Annotated in this window: 17 protein-coding genes; 11 read left to right on the forward strand and 6 right to left on the reverse strand. The window is 73.5% G+C overall.

What is annotated here, in order from left to right; translation table 11 throughout:
* The first annotated feature begins 140 nt into the window (after positions 1-140).
* The 3 genes from gltB (at position 141) to ACFYPS_RS10680 (ending at position 7,986) form a co-directional block, all read left to right on the forward strand.
* Entirely contained in the window at positions 141-4,847 is a 4,707-nt protein-coding gene (gltB, locus tag ACFYPS_RS10670; protein ID WP_354964956.1) for a glutamate synthase large subunit, read from the forward strand.
* Positions 4,840-6,363, forward strand: coding sequence for a glutamate synthase subunit beta (locus ACFYPS_RS10675; RefSeq protein WP_354964955.1), 1,524 nt, complete (start codon positions 4,840-4,842; stop codon positions 6,361-6,363). Before gltB ends, ACFYPS_RS10675 begins: the two co-directional genes overlap by 8 nt.
* Positions 6,364-6,546: 183 nt before the next feature.
* On the forward strand, positions 6,547-7,986 hold the full coding sequence (locus tag ACFYPS_RS10680) for an MFS transporter (RefSeq protein ID WP_354964954.1): 1,440 nt from the start codon (positions 6,547-6,549) through the stop codon (positions 7,984-7,986).
* 295 nt (positions 7,987-8,281) lie between these two features.
* Here ACFYPS_RS10680 and ACFYPS_RS10685 read toward each other — a convergent pair whose 3' ends face one another.
* Positions 8,282-9,817, reverse strand: coding sequence for a M1 family metallopeptidase (locus ACFYPS_RS10685; protein ID WP_354964953.1), 1,536 nt, complete (start codon positions 9,815-9,817; stop codon positions 8,282-8,284).
* A gap of 202 nt (positions 9,818-10,019) precedes the next feature.
* Here ACFYPS_RS10685 and ACFYPS_RS10690 point away from each other — a divergent pair, with 202 nt between their 5' ends.
* The 4 genes from ACFYPS_RS10690 (at position 10,020) to ACFYPS_RS10705 (ending at position 15,267) form a co-directional block, all read left to right on the forward strand.
* Positions 10,020-10,817: an SGNH/GDSL hydrolase family protein gene (locus ACFYPS_RS10690; RefSeq protein ID WP_354964952.1), complete on the forward strand. Its 798-nt coding sequence runs from the start codon at positions 10,020-10,022 to the stop codon at positions 10,815-10,817.
* Positions 10,818-10,960: 143 nt separating this feature from the next.
* Positions 10,961-13,516 (forward strand): FtsK/SpoIIIE domain-containing protein, encoded by a 2,556-nt coding sequence (locus tag ACFYPS_RS10695; RefSeq protein WP_354964951.1) that lies wholly within the window; start codon positions 10,961-10,963, stop codon positions 13,514-13,516.
* A gap of 2 nt (positions 13,517-13,518) precedes the next feature.
* Positions 13,519-14,328, forward strand: a complete 810-nt coding sequence (locus ACFYPS_RS10700) for a hypothetical protein (RefSeq protein ID WP_354964950.1) — start codon at positions 13,519-13,521, stop codon at positions 14,326-14,328.
* Positions 14,329-14,682: 354 nt separating this feature from the next.
* Positions 14,683-15,267, forward strand: coding sequence for a hypothetical protein (locus tag ACFYPS_RS10705; protein ID WP_354964949.1), 585 nt, complete (start codon positions 14,683-14,685; stop codon positions 15,265-15,267).
* 231 nt (positions 15,268-15,498) lie between these two features.
* Here the strand turns inward: ACFYPS_RS10705 and ACFYPS_RS10710 are convergent, their stop codons facing one another.
* Positions 15,499-15,759 (reverse strand): hypothetical protein, encoded by a 261-nt coding sequence (locus ACFYPS_RS10710; protein ID WP_354964948.1) that lies wholly within the window; start codon positions 15,757-15,759, stop codon positions 15,499-15,501.
* Positions 15,760-15,967: 208 nt separating this feature from the next.
* Between ACFYPS_RS10710 and ACFYPS_RS10715 the strand changes: the two genes are divergently transcribed.
* Complete coding sequence (locus tag ACFYPS_RS10715; RefSeq protein ID WP_088949319.1) at positions 15,968-16,213, forward strand: winged helix-turn-helix domain-containing protein; 246 nt, start codon at positions 15,968-15,970, stop codon at positions 16,211-16,213.
* A gap of 197 nt (positions 16,214-16,410) precedes the next feature.
* Entirely contained in the window at positions 16,411-16,680 is a 270-nt protein-coding gene (locus ACFYPS_RS10720; protein ID WP_387323914.1) for a DUF6244 family protein, read from the forward strand.
* Between the two features lie 44 nt (positions 16,681-16,724).
* Here ACFYPS_RS10720 and ACFYPS_RS10725 read toward each other — a convergent pair whose 3' ends face one another.
* The 3 genes from ACFYPS_RS10725 to ACFYPS_RS10735 all read right to left on the reverse strand — a co-directional run bounded on the left by ACFYPS_RS10725 (position 16,725) and on the right by ACFYPS_RS10735 (position 19,814).
* On the reverse strand, positions 16,725-17,195 hold the full coding sequence (locus tag ACFYPS_RS10725) for a nitroreductase family deazaflavin-dependent oxidoreductase (RefSeq protein ID WP_354964946.1): 471 nt from the start codon (positions 17,193-17,195) through the stop codon (positions 16,725-16,727).
* A 50-nt stretch (positions 17,196-17,245) separates the two neighbouring features.
* Positions 17,246-18,238: an SEC-C domain-containing protein gene (locus ACFYPS_RS10730; RefSeq protein WP_354964945.1), complete on the reverse strand. Its 993-nt coding sequence runs from the start codon at positions 18,236-18,238 to the stop codon at positions 17,246-17,248.
* A gap of 109 nt (positions 18,239-18,347) precedes the next feature.
* Positions 18,348-19,814: an MFS transporter gene (locus ACFYPS_RS10735; protein WP_354964944.1), complete on the reverse strand. Its 1,467-nt coding sequence runs from the start codon at positions 19,812-19,814 to the stop codon at positions 18,348-18,350.
* 216 nt (positions 19,815-20,030) lie between these two features.
* On the opposite strand from ACFYPS_RS10735, the gene ACFYPS_RS10740 reads away from it, so the two are divergent.
* The gene (locus ACFYPS_RS10740) at positions 20,031-20,612 is read left to right on the forward strand and encodes a helix-turn-helix domain-containing protein (protein ID WP_354964943.1); all 582 of its coding nucleotides are present in this window, start codon (positions 20,031-20,033) and stop codon (positions 20,610-20,612) included.
* A 16-nt stretch (positions 20,613-20,628) separates the two neighbouring features.
* Here the strand turns inward: ACFYPS_RS10740 and ACFYPS_RS10745 are convergent, their stop codons facing one another.
* Positions 20,629-21,987, reverse strand: coding sequence for a pentapeptide repeat-containing protein (locus ACFYPS_RS10745; protein WP_354964942.1), 1,359 nt, complete (start codon positions 21,985-21,987; stop codon positions 20,629-20,631).
* 232 nt (positions 21,988-22,219) lie between these two features.
* Between ACFYPS_RS10745 and ACFYPS_RS10750 the strand changes: the two genes are divergently transcribed.
* A complete protein-coding gene (locus ACFYPS_RS10750; protein ID WP_387323918.1) occupies positions 22,220-22,999 on the forward strand; it encodes a lipase family alpha/beta hydrolase in 780 nt (259 codons plus the stop codon).
* Positions 23,000-23,127: the final 128 nt, after the last annotated feature.

Consider the following 23,127-nt stretch of genomic DNA (forward strand, 5'->3'; position numbering starts at 1 on the left):
CGAGACTACACGTCCCAGACTCTGGACGGTGTGATCAATCTTGAGTGGCCTTGCGGCCCCCGCCCTAACGTAGACTCAATAGACCCACGGGCCGACGTCGTCCCCACCATGCTCCAACCTGAGTGACGACAGGAGGCCCGGTGGCTCAGCCGTACCCGCGCAAGTCACAGCCGTACCCGCACAGCCCGCAGGCGTCCCCGACGCCCGGCCCCCGCCCGTCCGCCCAGGGCCTCTACGACCCGGCGCAGGAACACGACGCCTGCGGAGTGGCCTTCGTAGCGGACCTGCACGGCCGGCGTTCACACGCGGTCGTCGCGAACGGGCTCGGCGCGCTCTGCCGGCTGGACCATCGGGGCGCCCGCGGCGCGGAGCCCAACACCGGCGACGGCGCGGGCATCATGATCCAGGTCCCGGACGCGTTCCTGCGCGCCGTGGCGGACGTCGCGCTGCCACCGGCCGGCGAGTACGCCACCGGCCTGGTCTTCCTCCCCGACGATGACGCGGCGGAGGCCCGCGCCCGCCGGGTGGTCGAGAAGTACGCGCTCGTCGAGGGCGCCGACGTGCTCGGCTGGCGGGACGTGCCGACCGACCCGACCGGGCTCGGCGAGACCGCCCTGGCGGCGATGCCCCGGGTCCGGCAGCTCTTCCTGGCCGCGCGCCGGCTCACCGGCTCGCCTGCCGGGCCGGCCGGTTCCGCGCTGCGCGACGTCGAGCTGGACCGGGTGGCGTTCTGCCTGCGCAAGCAGGCCGAGCGGGAGACCGCCGAGCGGGGCGTGCCGGCGTACTTCCCGTCGCTGTCCAGCCGGACCATGATCTACAAGGGGATGCTCACCCCCGACCAGTTGCCGGCGTTCTACCCGGACCTGCGGGACGATCGGGTGCACAGCGCGATCGCGCTGGTGCACTCCCGGTTCTCCACCAACACGTTCCCGTCCTGGCCGCTGGCGCACCCGTACCGGTTCATCGCGCACAACGGCGAGATCAACACGATCCGCGGCAATCGCAACTGGATGCAGGCCCGCGAGGCGCTGCTGCGTTCGCCGAACGTGCCCGGCAACATCCGACGGGTCTTCCCGGTCTGCACCCCCGGCGCCTCCGACTCGGCGAACTTCGACGAGGTCCTGGAACTGCTGCACCTGGCCGGGCGGAGCCTGCCGCACGCGGTGCTCATGATGATCCCCGAGGCCTGGGAGAACGACCCCGGCATGCAGCCGGACAAGCGCGCCTTCTACCGCTTCCACGCGAGCCTGATGGAGCCGTGGGACGGCCCGGCGTCGGTGGCCTTCACCGACGGCGAGATCGTCGGCGCGGTGCTGGACCGCAACGGGCTGCGCCCGGGGCGCTGGTGGCGTACGGACGACGGGCTGGTGGTGCTCGGCTCCGAGGCGGGCGTGCTCGACCTCGACCCGGCCCGGGTGATCGCCAAGGGGCGGCTCCAGCCCGGGAAGATGTTCCTGGTCGACACCGTCGCCGGTCGGATCGTGCACGACGAGGAGATCAAGTCCGAGTTGGCCGCCGCGCAGCCGTACGGCGAGTGGCTGCACGCCGGGCTGATCGAGCTTGACGACCTGCCGGCCCGCGAGCACACCGTCTACACCCACGACTCGGTCCGTCGCCGCCAGCAGACGTTCGGCTACACGCAGGAGGAGCTGAAGATCCTCCTCGCGCCGATGGCCCGCACCGGCGCCGAGCCGCTCGGCTCGATGGGCACGGACACCCCGATCTCGCCGCTGTCCACCCGGCCGCGGCTGCTCTACGACTACTTCCACCAGCTCTTCGCCCAGGTCACCAACCCTCCGCTGGACGCCATCCGGGAGGAGTTGGTGACCAGCCTGGCGTCGACGATCGGGCCGGAGGGCAACCTGCTCGACCCGGGCGCGGCGAGCTGCCGGCAGATCGTGCTGCCGCACCCGATCATCGACAACGACGAGCTGGCGAAGATCCTCTCCATCGACGACGACGGCGACCTGCCCGGCTTCAAGGCGGTCCGGGTCTCCGGGCTGTACCGCATCCGGGAGGGCGCCGCCGGGATCAAGGCGCGACTGACCGAGATCTGCCGGCACGTCTCCGAGGCGATCGAGGACGGCGTCCGCATCCTGGTGCTCTCCGACCGGGACTCCAACGCCGACCTGGCGCCCATCCCGTCGCTGCTGCTCACCGCCGCCGTGCACCAGCACCTGGTCCGCGAGCAGACCCGCACCCAGGCGGCGCTGATCGTGGAGTCCGGCGACTGCCGGGAGGTGCACCACGCGGCGGTGCTGATCGGCTACGGCGCGGCGGCGGTCAACCCGTACCTGGCCTTCGAGTCGGTGGAGGACATGATCGCCACCGGCGCGCTGGTCAACGTGGAACCGGCCGCCGCCGTACGCAACTACGCAAAGGCGCTCGGCAAGGGCGTACTGAAGATCATGTCGAAGATGGGCATCTCGACGGTCTCCTCGTACTGCGGGGCGCAGGTCTTCGAGGCGGTCGGCCTGGACACCCGGCTGATCCAGCGCTACTTCCGGGGAACCCCCAGCCGGATCGGCGGGGTGGGGCTGGCCGGCGTCCACGCCGAGGTCGCCGCCCGGCACGCGCTGGCCTGGCCGCCGGCGGGCACTCCGGCCTCCGACCGGCTCGAGGTCGGCGGCGAGTACCAGTGGCGCCGCGAGGGTGAGCTGCACCTGTTCAACCCGGAGACGGTCTTCCTGCTCCAGCACGCCACCCGCAGCCGGCAGTACGACATCTTCCGGCAGTACACCGCGAAGGTCGACGAACTCGCCGCGCGGGCGGGTTCGCTGCGCGGGCTGTTCACCCTACGTACCGGCGTTCGACCGGCGGTGCCGATCGAGGAGGTCGAGCCGGCGACCGAGATCGTCAAGCGGTTCGCCACCGGCGCCATGTCGTACGGGTCGATCTCCGCCGAGGCGCACGAGACGCTCGCCATCGCGATGAACCGGCTGGGCGGCAAGTCCAACACCGGCGAGGGCGGCGAGGACGTCGAGCGGCTGCACGACCCGGCCCGCCGCTCCGCGGTGAAGCAGATCGCGAGCGGCCGTTTCGGCGTCACCAGCGAGTACCTGGTCAACGCCGACGACCTCCAGATCAAGATGGCCCAGGGCGCCAAGCCCGGCGAGGGCGGGCAGCTGCCCGGCAACAAGGTCTGGCCGTGGATCGCCCGGACCCGGCACGCCACCCCGGGCGTCGGTCTGATCTCCCCGCCGCCGCACCACGACATCTACTCCATCGAGGACCTCGCCCAGCTGGTGCACGACCTGAAGTGCGTCAACCCGGCCGCCCGGGTGCACGTCAAGCTGGTCAGCGAGGTCGGCGTCGGCACCGTCGCCGCCGGGGTGGCCAAGCTCAAGGCGGACGTCATCCTGATCTCCGGCCACGACGGGGGCACCGGGGCGTCCCCGATGAACTCGCTCAAGCACGCCGGCACCCCCTGGGAGCTGGGGTTGGCCGAGGCGCAGCAGACGCTGCTGCTCAACAAGCTGCGCGACCGGGTCACCGTGCAGGTCGACGGCCAGCTCAAGACCGGCCGGGACGTCCTGGTCGCGGCGCTGCTCGGCGCGGAGGAGTTCGGCTTCGCCACCGCGCCGCTGATCGTCGCCGGCTGCGTGATGATGCGGGTCTGCCACCTGGACACCTGCCCGGTCGGCATCGCCACCCAGAACCCGGTGCTGCGGGAGCGGTTCACCGGCACCCCGGAGTTCGTGGAGAACTTCTTCCTGTTCCTCGCCGAGGAGGTCCGCGGCTACCTCGCCGAGCTGGGTTTCCGCTCGATCGAGGAGGCGATCGGCCAGACCGAGCTGCTCGACGTGGCCCCGGCGGTGACGCACTGGAAGGCGCACGGGCTGAACCTGGCACCCGTACTGCACCTGCCGGAGCTGCCCGCCGGCGCCGCCCGGCGGGGGGTGCGCGCCCAGGACCACGGCCTGGAGCACGCCCTCGACAACGAGCTCATCGCGCTGGCCCGTCCGGCGCTGTCCGAAGGCGCGCCGGTGCGGGTCGAGGTGGCGGTGCGCAACGAGCACCGCAGCGTCGGCGCCATGCTCGGCGGCGAGGTGACCCGCCGCTTCGGCGGTGCCGGCCTGCCCGACGACACCATCGAGTTCGTGCTGCACGGCACCGCCGGGCAGTCGTTCGGCGCCTTCCTGCCGCGTGGGGTGACCCTGCGGCTGCACGGCGACGCCAACGACTACGTGGCCAAGGGCCTCTCCGGCGGACGGATCATCGTCCGTCCGGACGCCGCCGCGCCGTTCCTCGACGCCGACGCCGAACCGGGGGCGCGGGCCGAGGACCAGATCATCGCGGGCAACACCATCCTGTACGGGGCCACCGCGGGTGAGGTCTTCCTGCGCGGCCGGGTGGGGGAGCGCTTCGCGGTGCGCAACTCCGGCGCGGTCGCCGTGGTCGAGGGCGTCGGCGACCACGGCTGCGAGTACATGACCGGTGGGACGGTGGTGGTGCTCGGAGCGACCGGCCGCAACTTCGCCGCCGGGATGTCCGGCGGCACGGCGTTCGTGCACCAGTTGGACCGGGCCCGGGTCAACGTGGAGCTGGTCGACCTGGCGCCGCTGGGCGAGCAGGAGCAGGCGCTGCTGCACGAGTTGATCCAGCGGCACGTGGCCGAGACCGGCTCCGCGGTCGCCGAGGAACTGCTCAAGCGCTGGCCGGAGGCGGTGGCGGAGTTCACCGCGGTGGTGCCCCGCGACTACCGCCGGGTACTGGAGATCATGAGGGCCGCCGAAGCCGCCGGCCGCGACGTCGACGACGCGGTGATGAGCGCACTCAGCGCGCCGTCATCCGCACCGGTACCGCCCTCTCCCCGGGTGGCGGCCCAGGAGGTGGCTCGTGCCTGACCCGAACGGTTTCCTGCGCTACGACCGGCGACTGCCGGCCCGCCGCCCGGTGCCGGTGCGGATCGGCGACTGGCGCGAGGTGTACCCGCCGGCCGGCGAGGACCTCGTACGCGAGCAGGCCACCCGCTGCATGGACTGCGGCATCCCGTTCTGCCACAGCGACACTGCCGGCTGCCCGCTGGGCAACCGGATCCCGGACTGGAACGACCTGGTCCGCACCGGCAACTGGGACGCCGCGGTGGAGTCGCTGCACGCCACCAACAACTTCCCGGAGTTCACCGGCCGGCTCTGCCCGGCACCCTGCGAGGCGGCCTGCGTGCTCGGCATCGCCGGCGGCCAGCCGGTGACCATCAAGCAGGTCGAGGTGGAGATCGCCGACGCCGCGGCGGCGCGCGGGTTCGCGCCTCGCCCTGTGCCGGCGCCGTCCGGCCGGTCGGTCGCCGTGGTCGGTTCCGGGCCCGCCGGCCTGGCCGCCGCCCAGCAGCTGGCCCGCGCCGGTCACGCGGTGACGGTGTACGAGCGCGACGACGCGATCGGCGGCCTGCTCCGGTACGGCATCCCCGACTTCAAGCTGGAGAAGCGGCACATCGACGCCCGGCTGGCCCAGCTCGCCGCCGAGGGGGTGCGCTTCCGCACCGGGGTGAACGTCGGGGTGGACGTCACCGCCGAGCAGTTGCGCGCCGAGCACGACGCGGTGCTGCTGGCCTGCGGCGCCTTGCAGGGCCGGGACACTCCGGAGACCCCGGGCCGGGCGCTGCGTGGCGTACACCAGGCGATGGCGCACCTGGTCGCCGCGAACCGTGTGGTCGCCGCCGCGGCCGCGGCCGGTGCGGACCGCCCGTCCGTCGCGGTGCTGCCGGACGGCACCCCGATCGACGCGGCCGGCAAGCACGTCGTGATCATCGGCGGTGGTGACACCGCGGCCGACTGCCTCGGCGTCGCGCACCGGCAGGGCGCGGCCGGCGTGCACCAGCTCGACCTGTACCCGCAGCCGCCGCGAGAGCGCGACGAGGCGCGGGACCCGTGGCCGACCTGGCCGTGGATCCTGCGCAGCTACCCGGCGCACGAGGAGGGCGGCGAGCGGGTCTTCGCCGTGGCGGTGCAGGAGTTCGTCGACGACGGCACCGGTCAGGTGCGGGCGGTGCGGATCGCCGAGGTGACCGTGGAGAAGCGCGACGGCCGGCGGGTGGTCACCGTGGTGCCCGGCTCGGAGCGGGAGCTGCCGGCGGACCTGGTGCTGCTGGCGATCGGCTTCGAGGGCACCGAGCAGCAGCCACTGCTGGCCCAGTTCGGGGTCACCCGTAATCCCCGGGGCGCCGTCGACGCAGGGGACGACTGGCAGACGGGAGCCGACGGAGTGTTCGTCGCCGGTGACATGCACCGCGGCGCTTCGCTGATCGTCTGGGCCATCGCCGAGGGGCGTGCCGCCGCCGCCGCCATCCACGGCTACCTCGGCGGTCCCGGCCCGCTGCCGGCCCCGGTCGCCCCGGCCGCGCAGCCGCTCGCCGCGCGCTGACCCAGGGCGTAACCGGAATATCTGGCCGGCGCGGGTGTCTACCGCGCCGGCCGGTCGGGGTGGGTCGGTGAGGCCGGTCACGAATATGGGCAGATCGGTTCAACTGCCGCAAGAATTGTCGGCTGCCGGGCCGCGCCGCGATCGGGCGTGATCATCATGCTCGATCGCACGGGAGGGTTCGTCGTGGCCAAAGGTGCCACCTTCGCCGCGCTGCGCCACCGGAACTACCGGATCTGGGCGCTCGCCGGGTTCGTCTCCGTCATCGGCACGTGGATGCAGGTCCTCGGAGTCAACTGGTACGTGCTGAAGGAGACCGGCTCGGCGACATCCATGGGTTTCGCCGTGCTGCTCCAGGCCGCGCCCACGCTGCTGCTCAGCCTCTGGGGCGGTGTGCTGGCCGATCGGGTCCCCGCCCGCCCTCTGCTGATCACCGCCCAGGTGGCCCACGCGACGCTCGCCGCGGGGTTGGCGGCGGTCGCCCTGACCGGTGTCGGCGGCCTGCCGCTGATCTTCACCATCTCCCTGCTCACCGGCGCCGTCTCGGCGATCGAGGGCCCGGTGATGGGACGTTGGTCCTCCACGCTGGTGGACCGGGAGACACTCGGCAACGCGCTGGCGCTCGGCTCGCTCACCAACTCCGCCGGCCGCATCCTCGGCATGAGTCTCGGCGCCGTCGTGGTGGCCGCCGTCGGCCCCGCGCTGCTCTTCGGCATCAACGCGGTGAGCTTCCTCGCCGTGGTGGTGGCGCTCTTCGGCGTACGCCAGGGGGCGTTGCACGGCCACCAGGTGGCGGCGCCGGACGGCGGCCGGAGCCACGGCGGCGTCCGCGCCGGGTTCGCCTACCTGCGCGGGCAGCCGGTGCTGCTGCTCGCCCTCGCCCTGGCGTTCGTGCTCGGCAGCCTGGGACGCAACTACCAGGTGACGATGGCGGCGATGAGCGAAGGCCCCCTCGACGCCGGGGCGTCCGGCTACGGCCTCCTGTCGACCGTCTTCGCGGTCGGGACGGTCCTGGGTGCGCTCGCCGCGGCCCGCCGGCGTGACCTGGGCTACCGGACCCTGGTCGCCGCGGGCCTGCTGGCCAGCACGCTGCAGATCGTCGCCGGTCTCGCTCCGGGCACCTGGAGCTTCGCGGCGGTGATCCTGCCGATCGCCGCCGCCGCGGTGGTCATCGACACTACCGTCGGCACCCGCGCCCAACTCGACACCGACGGCGCGATGCGGGGTCGGGTACTCGCCGCGCTAGCGGTCACCGGCTCGGTCTCCGCCGCGGTCGGCGCGCCGCTGCTCGGCTGGCTCTCCGAACACGCCGGGCCCCGGCAGACGCTCGTCCTGGCCGGATCGGTCGCGGCGATCGCCACCGTGGCGGCGGCGGTCGCGCTGGATCAGCAGCGCGGTCGCCGGCTGCGGCCGGGGCTCACCCTCGCGCTGGTCGTGCCGCCGCTGGGGCGGCCGGTACGGCGGGTGGTGCGGACGGCGGCCCGCATCGCCCGGCCCGCCGTAGCGGTCGGCGGCGGCCCGTTGACGCCGCGGCCGGTCCCGACACCGGCCGGCGACAATCGGCAAGCCGTCGGGGTGTGCTCGGCCGATCTGACCGATCCGGCTCTCGCGCCCACCTGCCGCTGAGACAGCGGCCCGATCCGGGTGCCGCCGAGGCTGTCCGGGCGGCACTGGTGCGTGCCTGTCGAGCTGCCCCAGATCTGGACCGGCGTCGTCCGTCCGGGTGCCGGACCCGGCACAGGCGGTTCAGCCCCGCGTGACCGTGCCGGCGCTCGTGCCGGTTTCAGCCGCGCCCCGTTTGTGGGGCAGCTCGACAGGCGCCGTGCAGGCTGGTCGGGGGCCGGGGCTGTCGCGCCCCATGACCCGGCCGGCCGGGAGGCTCGCCCGCTCGGGCGGCGGGCCTCCCGGCCGACGTCGGGGCTCAGTGCGCCAGCAGTCGGTGCGCCTCCTGGATCTTGGTCCAGGACTTCGGCTCGGCCGGTGGGGCGGCGGCCTTGCGCGCGGCCGAGGCCACGTCGGGCCGGCCGGCGGTGAACAGCCAGGTGGTGAAGAGCTCGTCCAGGTCGAGCCCGGAGATCCGCTCGGCCAGGGCCTGGAACTGCGCGACGGTGCCGTTGCCGTACCGGCGTTCGGCGGTCCAGGCCGGCAGGATCTCGAAGAACGCGTCGTCGCCGACGGCCAGCCGCAGCTGGTGCAGCGTCATCGCGCCCCGGTCGTAGACGGCGTCGTCGAAGACCCGGTCGGCACCCGGGTCACCCGGTAGCACCTGCCAGAACTCCGAGTCCGCCGGGTAGCTGGCGTAGGTGAAGTCGAAGAGCTCCTGGGCGGTGCCCTCGCCCTGCTCCTCCGACCAGAGCCACTCGGCGTACGAGGCGAAGCCCTCGTTGAGCCAGATGTGGCGCCACTCGGCCACCGAGACCGAGTCGCCGAACCACTGGTGGGCGTTCTCGTGTGCCACCACGTACGTGTTGGCGCCGCGCCGCCAGAAGCCCGGGCCGTACACCGGTCGGGTCTGCGTCTCCAGTGCGAAGCCGATGCCGTCCACCGGCCCGGCCACGCCGCCCTGCGCCTCGAACGGGTACGGCCCGAAGATCCCGCTCTCCCAGTCGACGATCTCGGCGGTCCGCTCGATGCTGGCCCGGGCGGCCGGGCCGAGCGCGCCCAGCGAGGTGCTGTACGCGTTCACCACCGGCTGGCCGCTCGGCGTGGTGTCGGTGACGATGTCGTACTGGCCGATGGCCATGAAGGCCAGGTAGGTGGCGGTGGGGGAGGTGGTCCGCCAGCTCCACCGGGTGCGGTTGCCGGCTTCGGCCAGCGGCGGTCGCGGCTGCACGCCGTTGCTGATCACCTCGACGCCGGTGGGCACCGACACGGAGATGTCGAAGGTCGCCTTGTCCAGTGGGTGGTCGTTGCTCGGGAACCACCACCACGCGGACTCCGGCTCGTTGACGGCGAGGGCCCCGTCGTCGGTACGCGTCCAGCCGGTGTAGCCGCCGACCAGTGTCTCGGACGGGATGCCGGCGTAGCGCACCACGATGGTGAGCTGCTGGCCCCGGGTCACCGTGCGGGACGGCGTGACCACCAGCTCGTGCGCGCCCGCGGTGCTGGTGGTCGCCACCCAGCCGTTGACCCGTACCGACTCGACGTCGAGCAGGAAGTCCAGGTTGAACCGGGAGAGATCCTCGGTCGCGGTGGCGAGGATCGTGGTGGTGCCGGTGAGCAGGTCGGTGGCCGGGTCGTAGCGCAGCCGGACGTCGTAGTGGGAGACGTCGTAGCCGCCGTTGCCGTAGTCGGGGAAGTAGCTGTCGCCCAGCCCGGGGGCGCCGGGTTGCGGCGCGAGCGTGACGGTGGGCCGGCCCCAGGCCGTCGGGGCGGCCTGGCCGGGAGCGCCGGCGAGCATGGTGCCGGCGGTGGTGAGGGTCAGGGCGGCGGTGGCCGCCGTGAGGACTCGTCGCACGAGGTGGACTCCCTCCATCGGGGTGGTTCGCCCCGCCAACCTAATCGACAACTGTGAACGCCGTGGGCCCGGCGCGCGGGTCGACCGGCTATTCCATCGATCTACGTATTTCGATAGCATTACCGCCTGGTAACAACCGTTCCACCCCTGGCCACGCGCGCGGTCGCAGGATCCCACCACCCCTGTCCTGTGGAGGTCCGTCATGCTCCACCGCCCGCTGGCCCGCGCCCTGGCCGCGCTGGTCGCCGCGTTCACCGCCGCCCTCGGCGCCGTGCTCGTCCCCGGCACCGCACAGGCCGCCGCCGTCAACTACGTCGCGCTCGGCGACTCGTACTCCTCCGGCGTCGGCGCCGGCCCGTACGACTCGTCCAGCTGCCTGCGCAGCCAGAAGTCGTACGCCCCGCTCTGGGCCGCCGCCCACGGCGTGACCAGCTTCAGCTTCCCGGCCTGCGGCGGCGCGGTCACCGCCGACGTGCTCAACAGCCAGGTCAACGCGCTCAGCAGCGCCACCACCCTGGTCACCATCACCATCGGTGGCAACGACGCCGGCTTCGTCAACGTCATCACCAGCTGCCGGTTCGGCAGCACCTCGTCCTGCACCAACGCCGTCAACACCGCGAAGTCCTTCGCCACCTCGACGCTTCCCGGCCGGCTGGACGCCACCTACACCGCCATCCGCAACCGGGCACCGAACGCCCGGCTGATCGTCCTCGGCTACCCGAGGCTGTTCGAGACCGGCTCCTGCGGTTGGTTCGCGATGAGCACCTACAAGCGCACGATCCTCAACGAGGCCGCCGACGTGCTCGCCTCGGTCATCTCCGGTCGGGCCAACGCCGCCGGCGCCACCTTCGCCGACACCCGGCCCTACTTCGCCGGGCACGGTGTCTGCGCCGGCGACCCGTGGATCAACGACATCTCCGGGATCATCGAGGCGTACCACCCGGACACCGACGGCTACCGCTACGGCTACCTGCCCGCACTGAACGCGGTCACCGGCTGACCCGTACACCCCTCGCGTGGCGGCCGACGGTCCACCCCGGACCGTCGGCCGCCACGCGTCGCGCCGCGTCGGTACTGTCCCGGTGTCACCGCCGTCCGTTAGGGTTTCGGCGAACCGGACAGCCGTGGCGTGGGAGGCAGAGCGTGGGCAGGCTCGCGTCGGCGTACGGGCAGGCGGTCACCGCCCACCGAGCGGCCCGGGCGCACCTGGACGCCGCACGAGGCGCGCTCGGCACGGCAGGGGCTTCCGCCGCGCCGGTCGGCGCCGGCGAGCTGGTGGCCCGACTGGCCCGGGTCGGCGGCGCGTTGGCCACCCCCACCCCCGGCGCGACCCCGCTGACCGACGCGCCGGCCCCGGTCCGGATCGGCGAGACGTCCACTCCGGACGGCGGTTTCCCGGTGCTGCTGCCGCTCGGCGGCGGCCACCACCTAGCGCTGGACACCGACGCCCGGGACCCCCGGGTCGCCGGGCTACTGCGGGCGCTGGTGCTGCGGCTGGTCGCCACCGCCCCGGCCGGTCAGGTCCGGGTGGTCGGCATCGACACCGCCGCGCTGGGCGCCACCTTCGGCCCGTTGCGCCCGCTGCTCGACGCCGGGGTGCTCGACCCGCCGGCCACCGGGGAGGCCGAGGTGGCCGCCCTGCTGGACGCCGCCGAACAGCACGCCCGCGCCGCGCAGCACGCCGACCCCGATGCCCGGCAACTGCTGGTGGTGGTCGCCACCGCCGCGCCGCCGCCGCGCGAGCTGGCCCGGCTCGCCGCGCTCACCCACGCCGGCCCGGCCGCCGCCGTCTGCGTGCTGCTCGCCGGCCACCCGTCCCGGCTGCCGGGCGAGACCTCGCCGCCGCTGGGCGGCACCACGGCGGTCCGGCTCAGCGAGCGGTACGCGCAGGTCGGCGACCCGCCGAACGCCCCGTTCAGCGCCGACGGCGGCGGTCTCGCCGCGCCGGTGCTGCTCGACGGCGACCCCCCGCCGGCCTCGGTGCGCGCGCTCGCCGAGCACCTCGGCGCCGCCGCCCGCCGCACCGACGCGCTGCACTTCGCCGAGCTGCTGCCCGAGCGGCGCTGGGCCGAGTCCGCCGCCAACGGTCTGCGGACCGTGATCGGCCGGGCCGCCCGCGCCCCGCTGACCGTCGCGTTCGACACTCCACTGACGGTCGCCTTCGACGACGCAACACCGCACTGGCTGGTCGGCGGGCGTACCGGCGCCGGCAAGACCGTCTTCCTGCTGGACGTCCTCTACGGGCTGGCGGCCCGCTACTCCCCGGCCGAGCTCCAGCTCTACCTGCTCGACTTCAAGGAGGGCGTGAGCTTCACCGAGTTCGTGCCCACCGGGCGTGACCCGTCCTGGCTGCCGCACGCCCGTGCCGTCGGCATCGAATCCGACCGGGAGTACGGCCTCGCCGTGCTGCGTGAGCTGCGTCGGGAGGCCCAGCGCCGGGCCACCGCACTGAAGCGGCACGGCGTCACCAAGCTCGCCGACCTGCCCCGGGACAATGCGCTGCCGCGCATCGTGGCGGTCGTCGACGAGTTCCACGTGCTGCTCGCCGGCAACGACGCGCTGGCCCGGGAGTCCGTCGACCTGCTGGAGGAGCTGGCGCGCAAGGGTCGCTCCTACGGCGTACACCTGGTGCTGGCCAGCCAGAGCATGACCGGCATCGAGGCGCTCTACGGGCGGGCCGAGGCGATCTTCGGACAGTTCGCGCTGCGGGTGGCGCTGCCCGGTGGTGGCGGGGTGCTCGACCCGCTCAACGACGCCGCCTCGGCCCTGCCGATCGGATCGGCCGTGGTCAACACCGCCGCCGGCGCGGTCGGCGCCGACACCGTGCTGCGCTTCCCCGACGCGCACGCCGCCGCGGCCGACCTCGCCGCGCTGCGCCACGAGCTGTGGGAGGCCCGCCCGCCGGGCGCGCGGGCGCCCGCGGTCTTCAAGGGGTACGAGGCTGCGCGGGTCGAGGACGACCCCACCTTCGCCGGGCTGCGCCCCGGTGGCCGGCGCCCGATGGCCCTGGTCGGCCGGACGGTCGACGTGCACGGCACCACCGCGCTGTTCCTGATGGACGCCACCCCCGGCCGGCACCTCGCCGTGGTGGGCACCGCACCGGCCGGCGCGGACGTGCTGCGCGCCGCGACACTGAGCCTGGCCCGCCAACACGCCGCCGACGACGCCCGGTTCCTGCTGGCCTCCCTGGTCACCGCCGCCGACCCGGTCGCCGACGAGACCGAAACCGCGCTGCGCACGGCGGGCCACCCGGTGCAGCGCGTCGACGCGGCCGGGCTGCGCGACCGGATCGCCGCGCTGGCCGACGCGCCCGCCGCGCGCGAATACCTGGTGGTGTTCGGCATGGACGCCGCCGCACCGGTGCTGGGCGCGGCCGACCCGGTCACCTTCCGCTCCGGCCTGGACGACCTGCGCACCGTACTGCGACAGGGCCCCGCCCAAGGGGTGCATCTGCTGGGCTGGTGGCGCGGCCTGCGCCGGCTCGCCGACGACCTCGGCGGCACGCAGAACCGCGACGACATCGCGTGCCTGGTCGCGCTCAACGTGCCCGGCACCGACCTGGCCCTGCACATCGGGGTACACGACCTCGCATACACGCCCCGCGCCGACCGCGCGTTGCTGGTCGACCGGCACGACCACCGGACGAGGCTGATCGTGCCGTTCGCCCGCGATGGGCACGAGCCGGACGGGGAGCAGTGACGGTGTCCTTCGAGGAGTACGCGGCGCTGGCCCGCCAGCTCGCCGAGCAGCGCCGCGCCGGCGAGCGGGACGCCGCGGTCGAGTCCGAGCGCCGCCGCGACCTGCACGCCGCCGCCGACTACCTGCACCAAAGGCTGACCGCCCAGGGGCACCGCCTCGACCAGCTCGGCCGGGCGATCGGCGTCGACGAGCCGGCCGCCGCCCCACCGCCCGCGCCGAGGCACCCGGATCCCACACCCGGATCGGGGGACGGGGGACCCGCCGGCGCAGCCGACGCGCCGGGGCGGGCGGATGTCGGGGCGTACCCCGAGGTGCCGGCGGTGCCGGCGCGGCTGGCGCTGCCGACGGCGGTGAGCCCGGCGGGCGCCGGGGTGCCGGCGCAGCGCGCGGCGGCGGTCGACCCGGCAGTTGAGTTGGAGCTGGCCCGGCGGATGGCCGACGAGGCCGACCGGCACGGGCAGCAGGCGGAGCTGCTGGCCCAGCGGCCGGAGCTGCTGCCCACCTGGTCGCCGCTGGCCCGCGCGGTCGCCGTCTACGCCGGGTGCGGTGCCGCCGCCGGGGTGCTCATGCTGGCCCTGGTGCTCGCCTCCGGGGTCGGCCTGGTCGACGGGTTCACCCTCGGCGCGTGGATCTGTGCCGGGCTGCCCGCGCTGGCGTTCTTCGGGGGTTACCTGGTGCTCGGCCGATGGGGCCGGCCCGCCATGGTCGCCGGCACCCCGCCGCGCTACCTGCCGCTCGGGTTCCTGATCTGCTTCCTGCTGGTGCCGATGGCCTACTGCGGCTACCTGCTGGTGTTCCGCACCCTGCGCTGAGCCGTCGGCGGGTCCAGCCCAGTCCAGCCCGGGCGTGATCCACTCAATATCGCCGACATCGGGGTATCCGAGCCGTTGGGATACCCCGACATCGCCGCCTCGCAGAGGGGACAGGACGCTGTACCTCCCCGGCCATCCACTGTGTTCGCCCGGGTGCCGTAGTCTCGCGCCCCGAGCGCTATCGGTACGCAATCCGCGTGGCAGACCGAGGCTCTGGCTCGTCACGCCTCGACGTCTCGCACATGGCAGGTCGAAAGGTTGGTCAGGGAATTGCAAGGACAGACGTCCACCAACGTTGAGCCGGATTCGGCACGGGACAGGGCGCTCACGACGCCGGTGGAAGCCGACGCCGCCGTGGGGACCGATCGGGAGGCGGAGCTGACGGTTGTCGCGGCGTCGCAGCAGGCCGGCCCCGGCGCGGTCGTCGCGGGTTTCGGGCTGATCGCCGTCGGCTCTGTCGCCGGCTGGATGATCTGGCGTAGCGGCGCCGCCGCGGCGAAGATCCAGCCCAAGGACACCACCGCCGTCTTCCTCACCCTGTTGGTCTTCGCCGCGGCGGTCGAGCGGATCCTGGAACCGTTCTCGCGATGGCTGCCGGGACGTGCCGCCGAGGCCGCGTTGACGCGGACGGTGGCCGAGGTGAACGGCCGCGTCGACAGCCCGACGGAGGCCGACCGGGAGGCGGTCGCCGTGGCCACGGCCGCGGTGGCGCGGGCGAAGGCGAACCGCACGATCGTCGCGTGGGGTCTCGCGAGCGGGTTGGCCACCGTGGCGTCCAGCGCCGGCGGGTTCTACGTTCTGCACGCGGTCGCGGGGTCCGACTGGAACGGGGTGGCGGTCTGGGTCGATGCGATCGTGACCGGTGTGATGGTCGGCAGCGGCACCAAACCACTCCACGATCTGATCAACCGGGCGCAGAACGGGACGCCGTCTCCCTAAAGCGCCGCCCGGCGTCCTGTCGCCTGTTCGGGCAACGGCCCTCGCACCCAACCGCCAGCGCGGCCAGGCCGGCGTAAACGGGGCTCAACGCTCGCCAGCACTCCGTGACCGCGTCCTGCCAGGGCAGCCGCCGGCCGGGTGGTCCTGCCCCGTGCAACTGGGCTCCGGCCCGGTCGGCGGCGGCAATCGTCGCCAGCCACGCGTCGCGCAGGTCGTCCACAGTTTCAGGGTTCATTCGCCCGCCTCGGCATTGGACTTGACCAGGAGGGCGAAGCGCACGTCGGGGCAGGGGTAGTCCGCGCCGCATCCGCAGAGCCAACGTCGCACCACGCGGGGTGGGTGGGCGAAGAGGATGTCGTCCGCGTCCTCGACGTCCTGATCGGACACGAGGCGGTGGCGTTGTTCGGGCCGGGTCGGAGGGGCGCTCGGGTGTTCGTCGGGTTGGTCGGGCATTCCGGGGCCTCCCGCCGGGTCGGTCTCTTTGCTGCTCATGGCACTTGCGTCGGGGTGGCGTGTGGGCACGCCCCGGCACGCCCGGCCGGACGGGGGGACCGACCGGCCGGGCGCTCTCTGCGGTGGGAAAGAACCAACTCCGGGGTTGCAGACCTGGGAGTCGGTCGATGGGAAGCGTATATAACAGGTCATGTACGCGCAAGCACCGGCCGCACATTGCTTGCTATACAAAGTTGCTCGTGATCGAATGGCGGGGCAGACCTGGGAGACACCAATGCCCGCCAAAGCCAAGTGGGCGCTGATCGCCGATGGCATCCGCGCTCAGATAAAGTCCGGCGAACTCGCGCCGGGCGACAAGCTGCCCTCGACCTCCGAGTTGTGTCGTCAGCATGACGTCTCGGCCATCGTCGTTCGCCAGGCCATCAACGCGCTCAAGATCGAGGGCTTGGTGGAGGGTGTCGGTGGCGTCGGAGTGTTCGTCGCTGAGCGCTGAGTGCACCCGATCCCCGCGCACCGCGTGAGATCTTGGAAGGAAATGGCCCTTTGAGGGGCGGGTTTCCGTCCAAGATTCACTACTCCTGCCGGCGCGAGTGAGCGATCACCCGGTCGCGCTGGGTGCGGGGATCTCGTACGCTCCCTTGTGGTCTTCACCGGTGCGGGTGGTGGAGGCGATGGTCGACCAGGGGGAGGATGCGCGTGAGCGCAGCACAGATCATCGCGAGGTTGGCGGCGGCGTCGCAGAAGCTGGACGAGGCGAAGGCAAAGACGGCAGCGGCAGCGCAGGACGCGGCCGAGGCGCGGGCGCTCGTCGCCGGAGCGCTGGAGGGTGTTGCCGCCGGCCCGCTGATCGGCATGATCGACACGTACCGCCAGGCCCTCGCGCAGGCGTCTCAGGGCGGCGACCCCGCCAAGCAGCACGTTCAGGAGACGATCGCCAAGGTCCGGGCGCTGGGAAACTGACCACGGGTGGCGGCGCCGAATGCGCTACCCGCCTGGTCGGTCAATCACGGCGCAGGATCCTTCGCGGCACTCGAAGCGCGTTCGACGACGACGACGGGGATCTCGCGGTCGGTGTCCTTCTGGTAGCGGGCGTACGTCGGAAAGACCGCCGTCATGACCGGCCACAGCCGGGCCCGTTCCTCGGCCGTCGCGGTGTGCGCCCGCCCGGCGAACCGGTCCGCGCCGACCTGGATCTCCACCGTCGGGTCGGCACTCAGGTTCAGGTACCAGGCGGGATGCGTTGTCGCGCCGCCGTTCGACGCCACCAGCAGGTAGCTGTCGCCGTCCCGGCCGTAGATCAGCGCGGTACGCCGTAGCTTGCCCGACCGGCGGCCCCGCGTGGTGAGCAGCAGCGCGGGGTAGCCGTGGTACCTGCCACCGTCGGCGCCGTCGCTCTCCACGTATCGCCGGATGTGGCTGGCGACCCAGCCGACCGGACTGTCCTCGATGGTCTCGTGCTGCTCCGCCGCGGTCACCGGACGAGCCTAGCCGTGCAGGGGCTGCGCGGGTGGCCCCACGAGCGCGATCAGCCGCGTGAGCGCGGCAGGCAGCACTTCTTGTACTTGCCACCCGAGCCGCACCAGCACGCTTCGTTGCGGCCGGGCGGCCAGGTGACCGGACCCACCTCGTCGAGGCTGTCCGCGTACTCGTCGAGGGTCTCCTCGTCGGTGGGGTCGCTGCCCTCCTGCTCGGCGAAGGAGGCCAGCCCCGCGATGGAGCCGGCGACCACGCCCAGGTCGCTCGCACCCAGCTCGGCGGCGTTGGCCAGCGCGCGTTCGACCTGGGCGCGGTGCTCGTCCCAGGTGGCGGGGTAGCTGTCGGCCAGCGCGGGCCAGTGCACCAGCAGCGCGTCGAACTCCGCCCGCGGCCAGAACAGCAGCGTCGCCGGGCCGTCGTCCAACGCGTCGAGCGCGTGGTCGCTCGCGGCGCGCAGCCGGTCGGCGAGGTTGTCGTACTCGTCGTGGGGGAGGCCCATCTCCTCGCGCAGGTCGTGCCGCCGCTGGGTCAGCCCGTAGATCATGGCGGCGGCCTCGTCTTGCGCATCCTCGGACTCATGCTGCTGGGTCCGGGTTCGCTCCATGATCGCGTCCAGCGCGCCGGTGAGCCACTCCAACGCCGTCTCGGCGTGGCCGGCCTCCGCCAAGTCGTCGACCAGGTACGTGGCGTCGGGATCGGTTTCCAGCAGTGGACGCAGGGCGGTCAGCTCGGCCAGGCCCTCGTCCTCGCGGCCGAGGCGCAGCAGCAGGCCACCGCGCATCGATCGCGCGTACGCGTCGTCCTCCGGCTGCTCGGCGATGGCGCGGGTGGTCAGCGCCAAAGCGTCGGCCAGGTCACCCGCCTGCACCAGGATGTCCGCGGCGACCAGCAGCGCGTACCCGGTGTCGTCGGGGTCGGCGACCCGCCCCTCGTCGACGGCGCCGACCAACTCGGCGACCAGTGCGGCCGGGTCCGGGCTCTTCGCTCCCAGGGCACCGATCTCGTCGATGCGGTCGGCGGTCAGCAACTCGGACGTGGGCATGGGCTCATCCTGAGGACGGGGAACGGGCGGGAAGCGGCCAGCGTACTCCCGCATTCGACGGAAACACCGGAGCCCGGGACGGCGGACCGCCCCGGGCTCCGGTGGTGTGTCAGCGGGTCGCCGGCATGGTGGCGAACTCGCCGGCTAGCTCCGACTCGACGATCGTCGCGGTGGACGGCCGGCGACCGGACGACGCGCGCCGGGCGGACGGGACGGCCAGGGCCGCGAGCGCGGCGGCGAGGGCGATCGCGGTGAGGACGAGAAACCCCGTCGTGAAGCCGGCCTCCCGGGGCAGTCCGTTGGCCTGCGGGTGGGCGGTGATCACGCCGCTGACCACGGCGGCGCCGATCGCGCCGCCGATGGTGCGGATGTTGGCGTTCATGCCGGTGGCCACGCCGGTCTGGCTGGCGGGCACGCTGCCCACGATCAGGTTCGCCATCGAGGCGAAGGCCAGGCCGATGCCGAGGCCGACCAGGCCGCCGGCGATCGCGACCTCCCAGCGGGTGTCGTGCGCGGCGGCCAGCATCGCGGAGGCGGCCACGTTGAACGTGGCGCCGGTGGCGAGCTGCGCCTTGGCGCTGAAGACGGACTGGAGCCGGCCGGCGACCAGGCCCGCGACGAACATCGCGACCAGCATCGGCAGCATGAGCAGGCCCGCCTGGCTGATGCTGGCGCCGAAGCCGTAGCCGGCGGCGGTGGGGGTCTGCACGAACTGCGGGAGGAACGCGTACACGGAGAACATCGACGCGCCGTAGAGCAGGGCGACCAGGTTGGTGGTCCAGACGCCGGGCAGCCGCATCATCCGCATGTCGATCAGCGGGTTGGCGGAGCGCACCTCGGCGACCAGCCAGCCGACCAGGAGCACCACGGCGAGCGCCAGCAGGCCGAGCACCCGGGGAGAGGTCCAGCCCCAGGCCGCGCCCTGGCTGATCGGCAGCAGCAGCGCGACCAGCCAGCCGGAGAGCAGCAGGGTGGCCCGCCAGTCGATCCGTCCGGGGGTACGCACCGGCGACTCGGGCACGAACAGGTACGCGGCGAGGGCGGTCAGCCCGACCACGACCATCGGGATCCAGAACAGCCAGCGGTAGTCGAGGGTGCTGACGATCGGGCCGGCCAGCACGACGCCGAGGCCACCGCCGGCGGCGACGATCGCCGAGATGGCGGCGACGGCGCCGGAGACCCGCGCGGCGGGGAACTCGTCGCGGATGATGCCGAACGACAGCGGGAAGACCGCGCCGCCGATGCCCTGCACGATCCGGGCGATGATGAGGACGCCGATGCTCGGCGCGATGGCCGCCAGCAGGCAGCCGAGGGCGAGTGCGGCGAGCGAGACGACCAGCATCCGCTCCTTGCCGACGATGTCCCCGACCCGGCCGAGGATCGGCGTGAAGATCGAGGCGGAGAGCAGGTACGCGGTCAGTACCCAGGTCACGGTGTTCTGCGAGGTGTGCAGGTCCTGCTGGATGGTCGGCAGCACCGGGGTGATCAGCGACTGGAGCATCGCGAAGAACCCGGCACCGGCCGCGAGCACGGTGAAGGTGAGCCGACGCGAGCTGCGTCGGGATGTCACTGCCACGAGAGAGAACTCCCTGATTGCGGTACGGAAGGAGGTTTGTCACCCGCCGTGCGGAGGCGGGCGGGCTGTCGGGCCCGGGCGATCGGGTGGCCAGGCGGATCGGGCGGTCCCGAGGTAAGCTAACCGGAGGCAGGCCTCCGGGATTCCGGAGGGGTGCCTCCACAAAGCTAGCGGAGGCTTGCCTCCGGATGCAACCAAGGTGAGGTGACGCACGTCATGACCAGCCCGGGGCAGGCGCCCGAGGTTTTCGCCCGGCGGCCGAAGCGGGCCGACGCGCGACGCAACTACGACGCGCTCATCGCCGCCGCCCGCGACGCGTTCGCCGAGCACGGCGCCGCCGCCTCGCTGGAGGACGTGGCCCGGCGAGCCGGGGTGGGCATCGGCACGCTCTACCGCAACTTCCCCAGTCGGCGGCACCTGTTCGAGGCCGTCTACGTCGAGGAGGTCCGGGCGCTGAGCCGGTCCGCCGCGGACCTGGCCGAGCTGCCCCCGTGGGACGCCCTGGTCGCCTGGCTGCACCGCTTCGTCGCGTACGTCGCCACCAAGCGGGCGCTCGCCGAGCAGTTGCTGCACGACTCCGAGATCTTCCGAACCTGCCGGACGGAGATCTACGCCGCGGGTGAGCCGCTGATGAGCCGCGCCCAGGCGGCCGGCGTGGTCCGCGACGACGTCGGCTTCGACGACGTGGTGCGGCTGATCAGCGGGCTCACGATGGCCCAGTTCCCGTCACCCGAGCAGCGCGACCGGGTGCTCGGCGTCGCCCTGGACGGGCTGCGCCCGCCAGCCTCGCTGCGCTGACCCCCGCCCCCGCCGGTTACCGGTCGACCAGCAGCAGCCACTCGTCGTCGAGTCGCCGCACGGTGGTGCCGGCGGGCCAGGCATGCCCGCCGTCGACCGCCGCCCGGGCCTGGTCGACCTGCGGTGGCTGGCTCAGCCACGCGCCGTCGAAGCTGGCCGGGCCGTGGAACCGGGCCCGCCCGAAGTTCGCCGGCCCCTCGAACCGGGCCTGCTCGAACAGCGCGTCCCGGCCGAACACCGTCCAGCGGAACAGCGCCATGTCCGCGAACCGGGTCGAGCGGAAACCGGCGTGCCCGGCGAACTCGGTGTGCTCCATCGACAGGCCGCCGAGGAACGTGGCCTCGCGGAAGGTGGCCCCGTCGCCGAAGCGGGTCGCGTCGAAGCTGGCCGGTTGGCCGAAGCTCGCCCGGCGGAAGGAGACCGGGCCGTCGAAGGCCGCCCGCCGGCAGGACAGCCCGCCGCCGAACTCGGCCCCCTCGAAGCTCGCCTCCCCGCCGACGCGGGCGTCGTCCAGCACGACCTCCGCGTCGCCGGCCGCGAGATCGTCGAGGACCATGTCCCCGAAGGCCGCCCCGAGAGCGAGCCGCCCCCGGGCGATCACCCCGGCGAAGCTGGTGGCGCCGGTGAACACCGCCCCGGTGAAGTCCGCGTCGATGAGAGTGCACCCGGTGGCGTCGAAGTCGAGCAGCCGGGCCCCGGTCAGGTCCAGCCGGACCTCCGGCCAGTAGGCCGGGTCGGCCGCGCGCAGGTGCCGGGTGAGCACCCGTTGCGCGCTGCGCCGGACCTCCGTCTCGCGCGGCTCGTCGTCCGGCGCCGGCATCCGCAGGTACGCGCAGAGCACCGCCACGATCGTCGGGCGCTGCGCCGGATGGTCCTGACCGAGACGCTCCAACGCGTGCAGCCCACCGAGGCGTACCGCCGCGCTGTCGTTGCCGAGCAGCTCGACCGCCCGGGTGTAGAGCTCGGTCAGGCGGCGCTCGGCCGCGTCGTGCTCGGCCGCCCCGGCCTGCCGGTCCTGGTGCCGTTGCGCGGTTTCGGTCACCGACTCGGCGTGGGCCTGCACCCGGTCGCGGTGCGCCTGGTCCCGGGCGGCGACGCTCTCCTGGTGCCGCTGCGCGCGTTCGGTGATCCACTGCCGGCGGGCGGCGAGCAGGAGCGCCAGCGCGCCGCCGGTGCCGGCGACCACGGTCAGGCCGGTGCGGATCGCGTCGATGCGCAGCGTGGCGCGGGTGTCCGGTTGGCTGGCCCGGTCGGCCTCGGTGAGCAGCAGGTCCAGCACCAGCCAACCGAGGGCGGCGGCGACCAGCAGGCCGACCAGGACCAACCACCACGGCATCACCCGCAGCTGACGCTCGGTGGGTTCGTCGGCGGCCACGGCCACAGCATGCCATCCGCCGTGCCGCTGCGGGGTGCGCGCGGTCGGGTGGGCGTCCGATGTGGAGAGACGCCGATATGCCGGTTTGCGCCTCCGTCGGAACAACGGGTTACCGGCGCGTAACAAGTCATTGACGTTTCCAAATTGTTGCGCGCATCATCGTCGCACGGTCGACCGGACACCCCCACCCACCTGCCCGGCTCGCCGGGTGCCTCCCCCCGGAGGTTCCGCCATGCTGCTCCGAAAGACCGTCCTCGTCCTGTCCCTCGCCACCGCCGCCCTGGTCGCGTCCACCGCCACGGCGACCGCCGCCCCCGCCGCACCCGTGGCCGCGCCGGTGAACGCCGCCGCGGCGGCCAACCCGGTCATCGTGGTCGGCGGGCTCAGCGGCATCGCCGTCGCGTACGAGCCGATCGCCGCCCGACTGCGCGGCGACGGCTACCGGACCTTCATCTACCAGCTGCCCGGGCTGGGCCTCGGGGACATCCCCACCTCGGCCCGCGCCTTCGCCGGGTACGTCAACCAGGTGCGCGCCAGCACCGGAGCAGCGACCGTGGACGTGGTCGCCCACTCCGAGGGTGGCCTCGTCGCCCGCTACTACCTCAAGCGGCTCGGCGGCACCGCCACCGTCGGCCGGTACGTCAGCCTCGGCTCGCCGCAGTACGGCACCTACGTGGCGAACATCCTGGCGTTCCTGGGCCTGGGCAGCTGCGCCGGCATCGTGGCCTGCCAGCAGATGACCATCGGCTCCGCCTTCCTCGCCGACCTCAACGCCGGCGACGACACCCCGGGCGCGGTGCGCTACACCACCGTCCGCACCCTGCAGGACGAGCTGGTCCGGCCGACCGGGAACGCCGCCGTCAACGACGGTGCGACCAACGTGCTGATCCAGGCGTACTGCCCCCTGCGGGTGGTCGGGCACCTCGGCCTGGTGCTCGACGGCACCGCGTACACCATCGTGCGGGGCGCCCTCGTCGACGGCCCGGTGCGACCCAACTGCCTCGCCCTCTGACCGGCCGCGGGGGGGGGGGGGGGCCCGCCCCCCCCCCCCGCGCCCCCCCCGCGGGGGGGGGGGGCCCGGGGCCCCCCCCCCCCCCCCGCGGCGGGGGGGGGCGCCCCCCCCGGGGCCCCCCCGGCCCC

Origin of the sequence: Micromonospora sp. NPDC005087 (assembly GCF_042872965.1) — a bacterium.
Taxonomy (GTDB): domain Bacteria; phylum Actinomycetota; class Actinomycetes; order Mycobacteriales; family Micromonosporaceae; genus Micromonospora.

What these genes read in the sequence shown, in the direction of transcription:
- ACFYPS_RS10740 (WP_354964943.1), top strand. Translation starts at nt 20,031, where the DNA reads ATGACCAGCCCGGGGCAGGCGCCCGAGGTTTTCGCCCGGCGGCCGAAG.
- ACFYPS_RS10730 (WP_354964945.1), bottom strand. Translation starts at nt 18,238, where the DNA reads ATGCCCACGTCCGAGTTGCTGACCGCCGACCGCATCGACGAGATCGGT.
- ACFYPS_RS10720 (WP_387323914.1), top strand. Translation starts at nt 16,411, where the DNA reads ATGCGCGTGAGCGCAGCACAGATCATCGCGAGGTTGGCGGCGGCGTCG.
- ACFYPS_RS10710 (WP_354964948.1), bottom strand. Translation starts at nt 15,759, where the DNA reads ATGAGCAGCAAAGAGACCGACCCGGCGGGAGGCCCCGGAATGCCCGAC.
- ACFYPS_RS10690 (WP_354964952.1), top strand. Translation starts at nt 10,020, where the DNA reads ATGCTCCACCGCCCGCTGGCCCGCGCCCTGGCCGCGCTGGTCGCCGCG.
- ACFYPS_RS10715 (WP_088949319.1), top strand. Translation starts at nt 15,968, where the DNA reads ATGGCGGGGCAGACCTGGGAGACACCAATGCCCGCCAAAGCCAAGTGG.
- ACFYPS_RS10750 (WP_387323918.1), top strand. Translation starts at nt 22,220, where the DNA reads ATGCTGCTCCGAAAGACCGTCCTCGTCCTGTCCCTCGCCACCGCCGCC.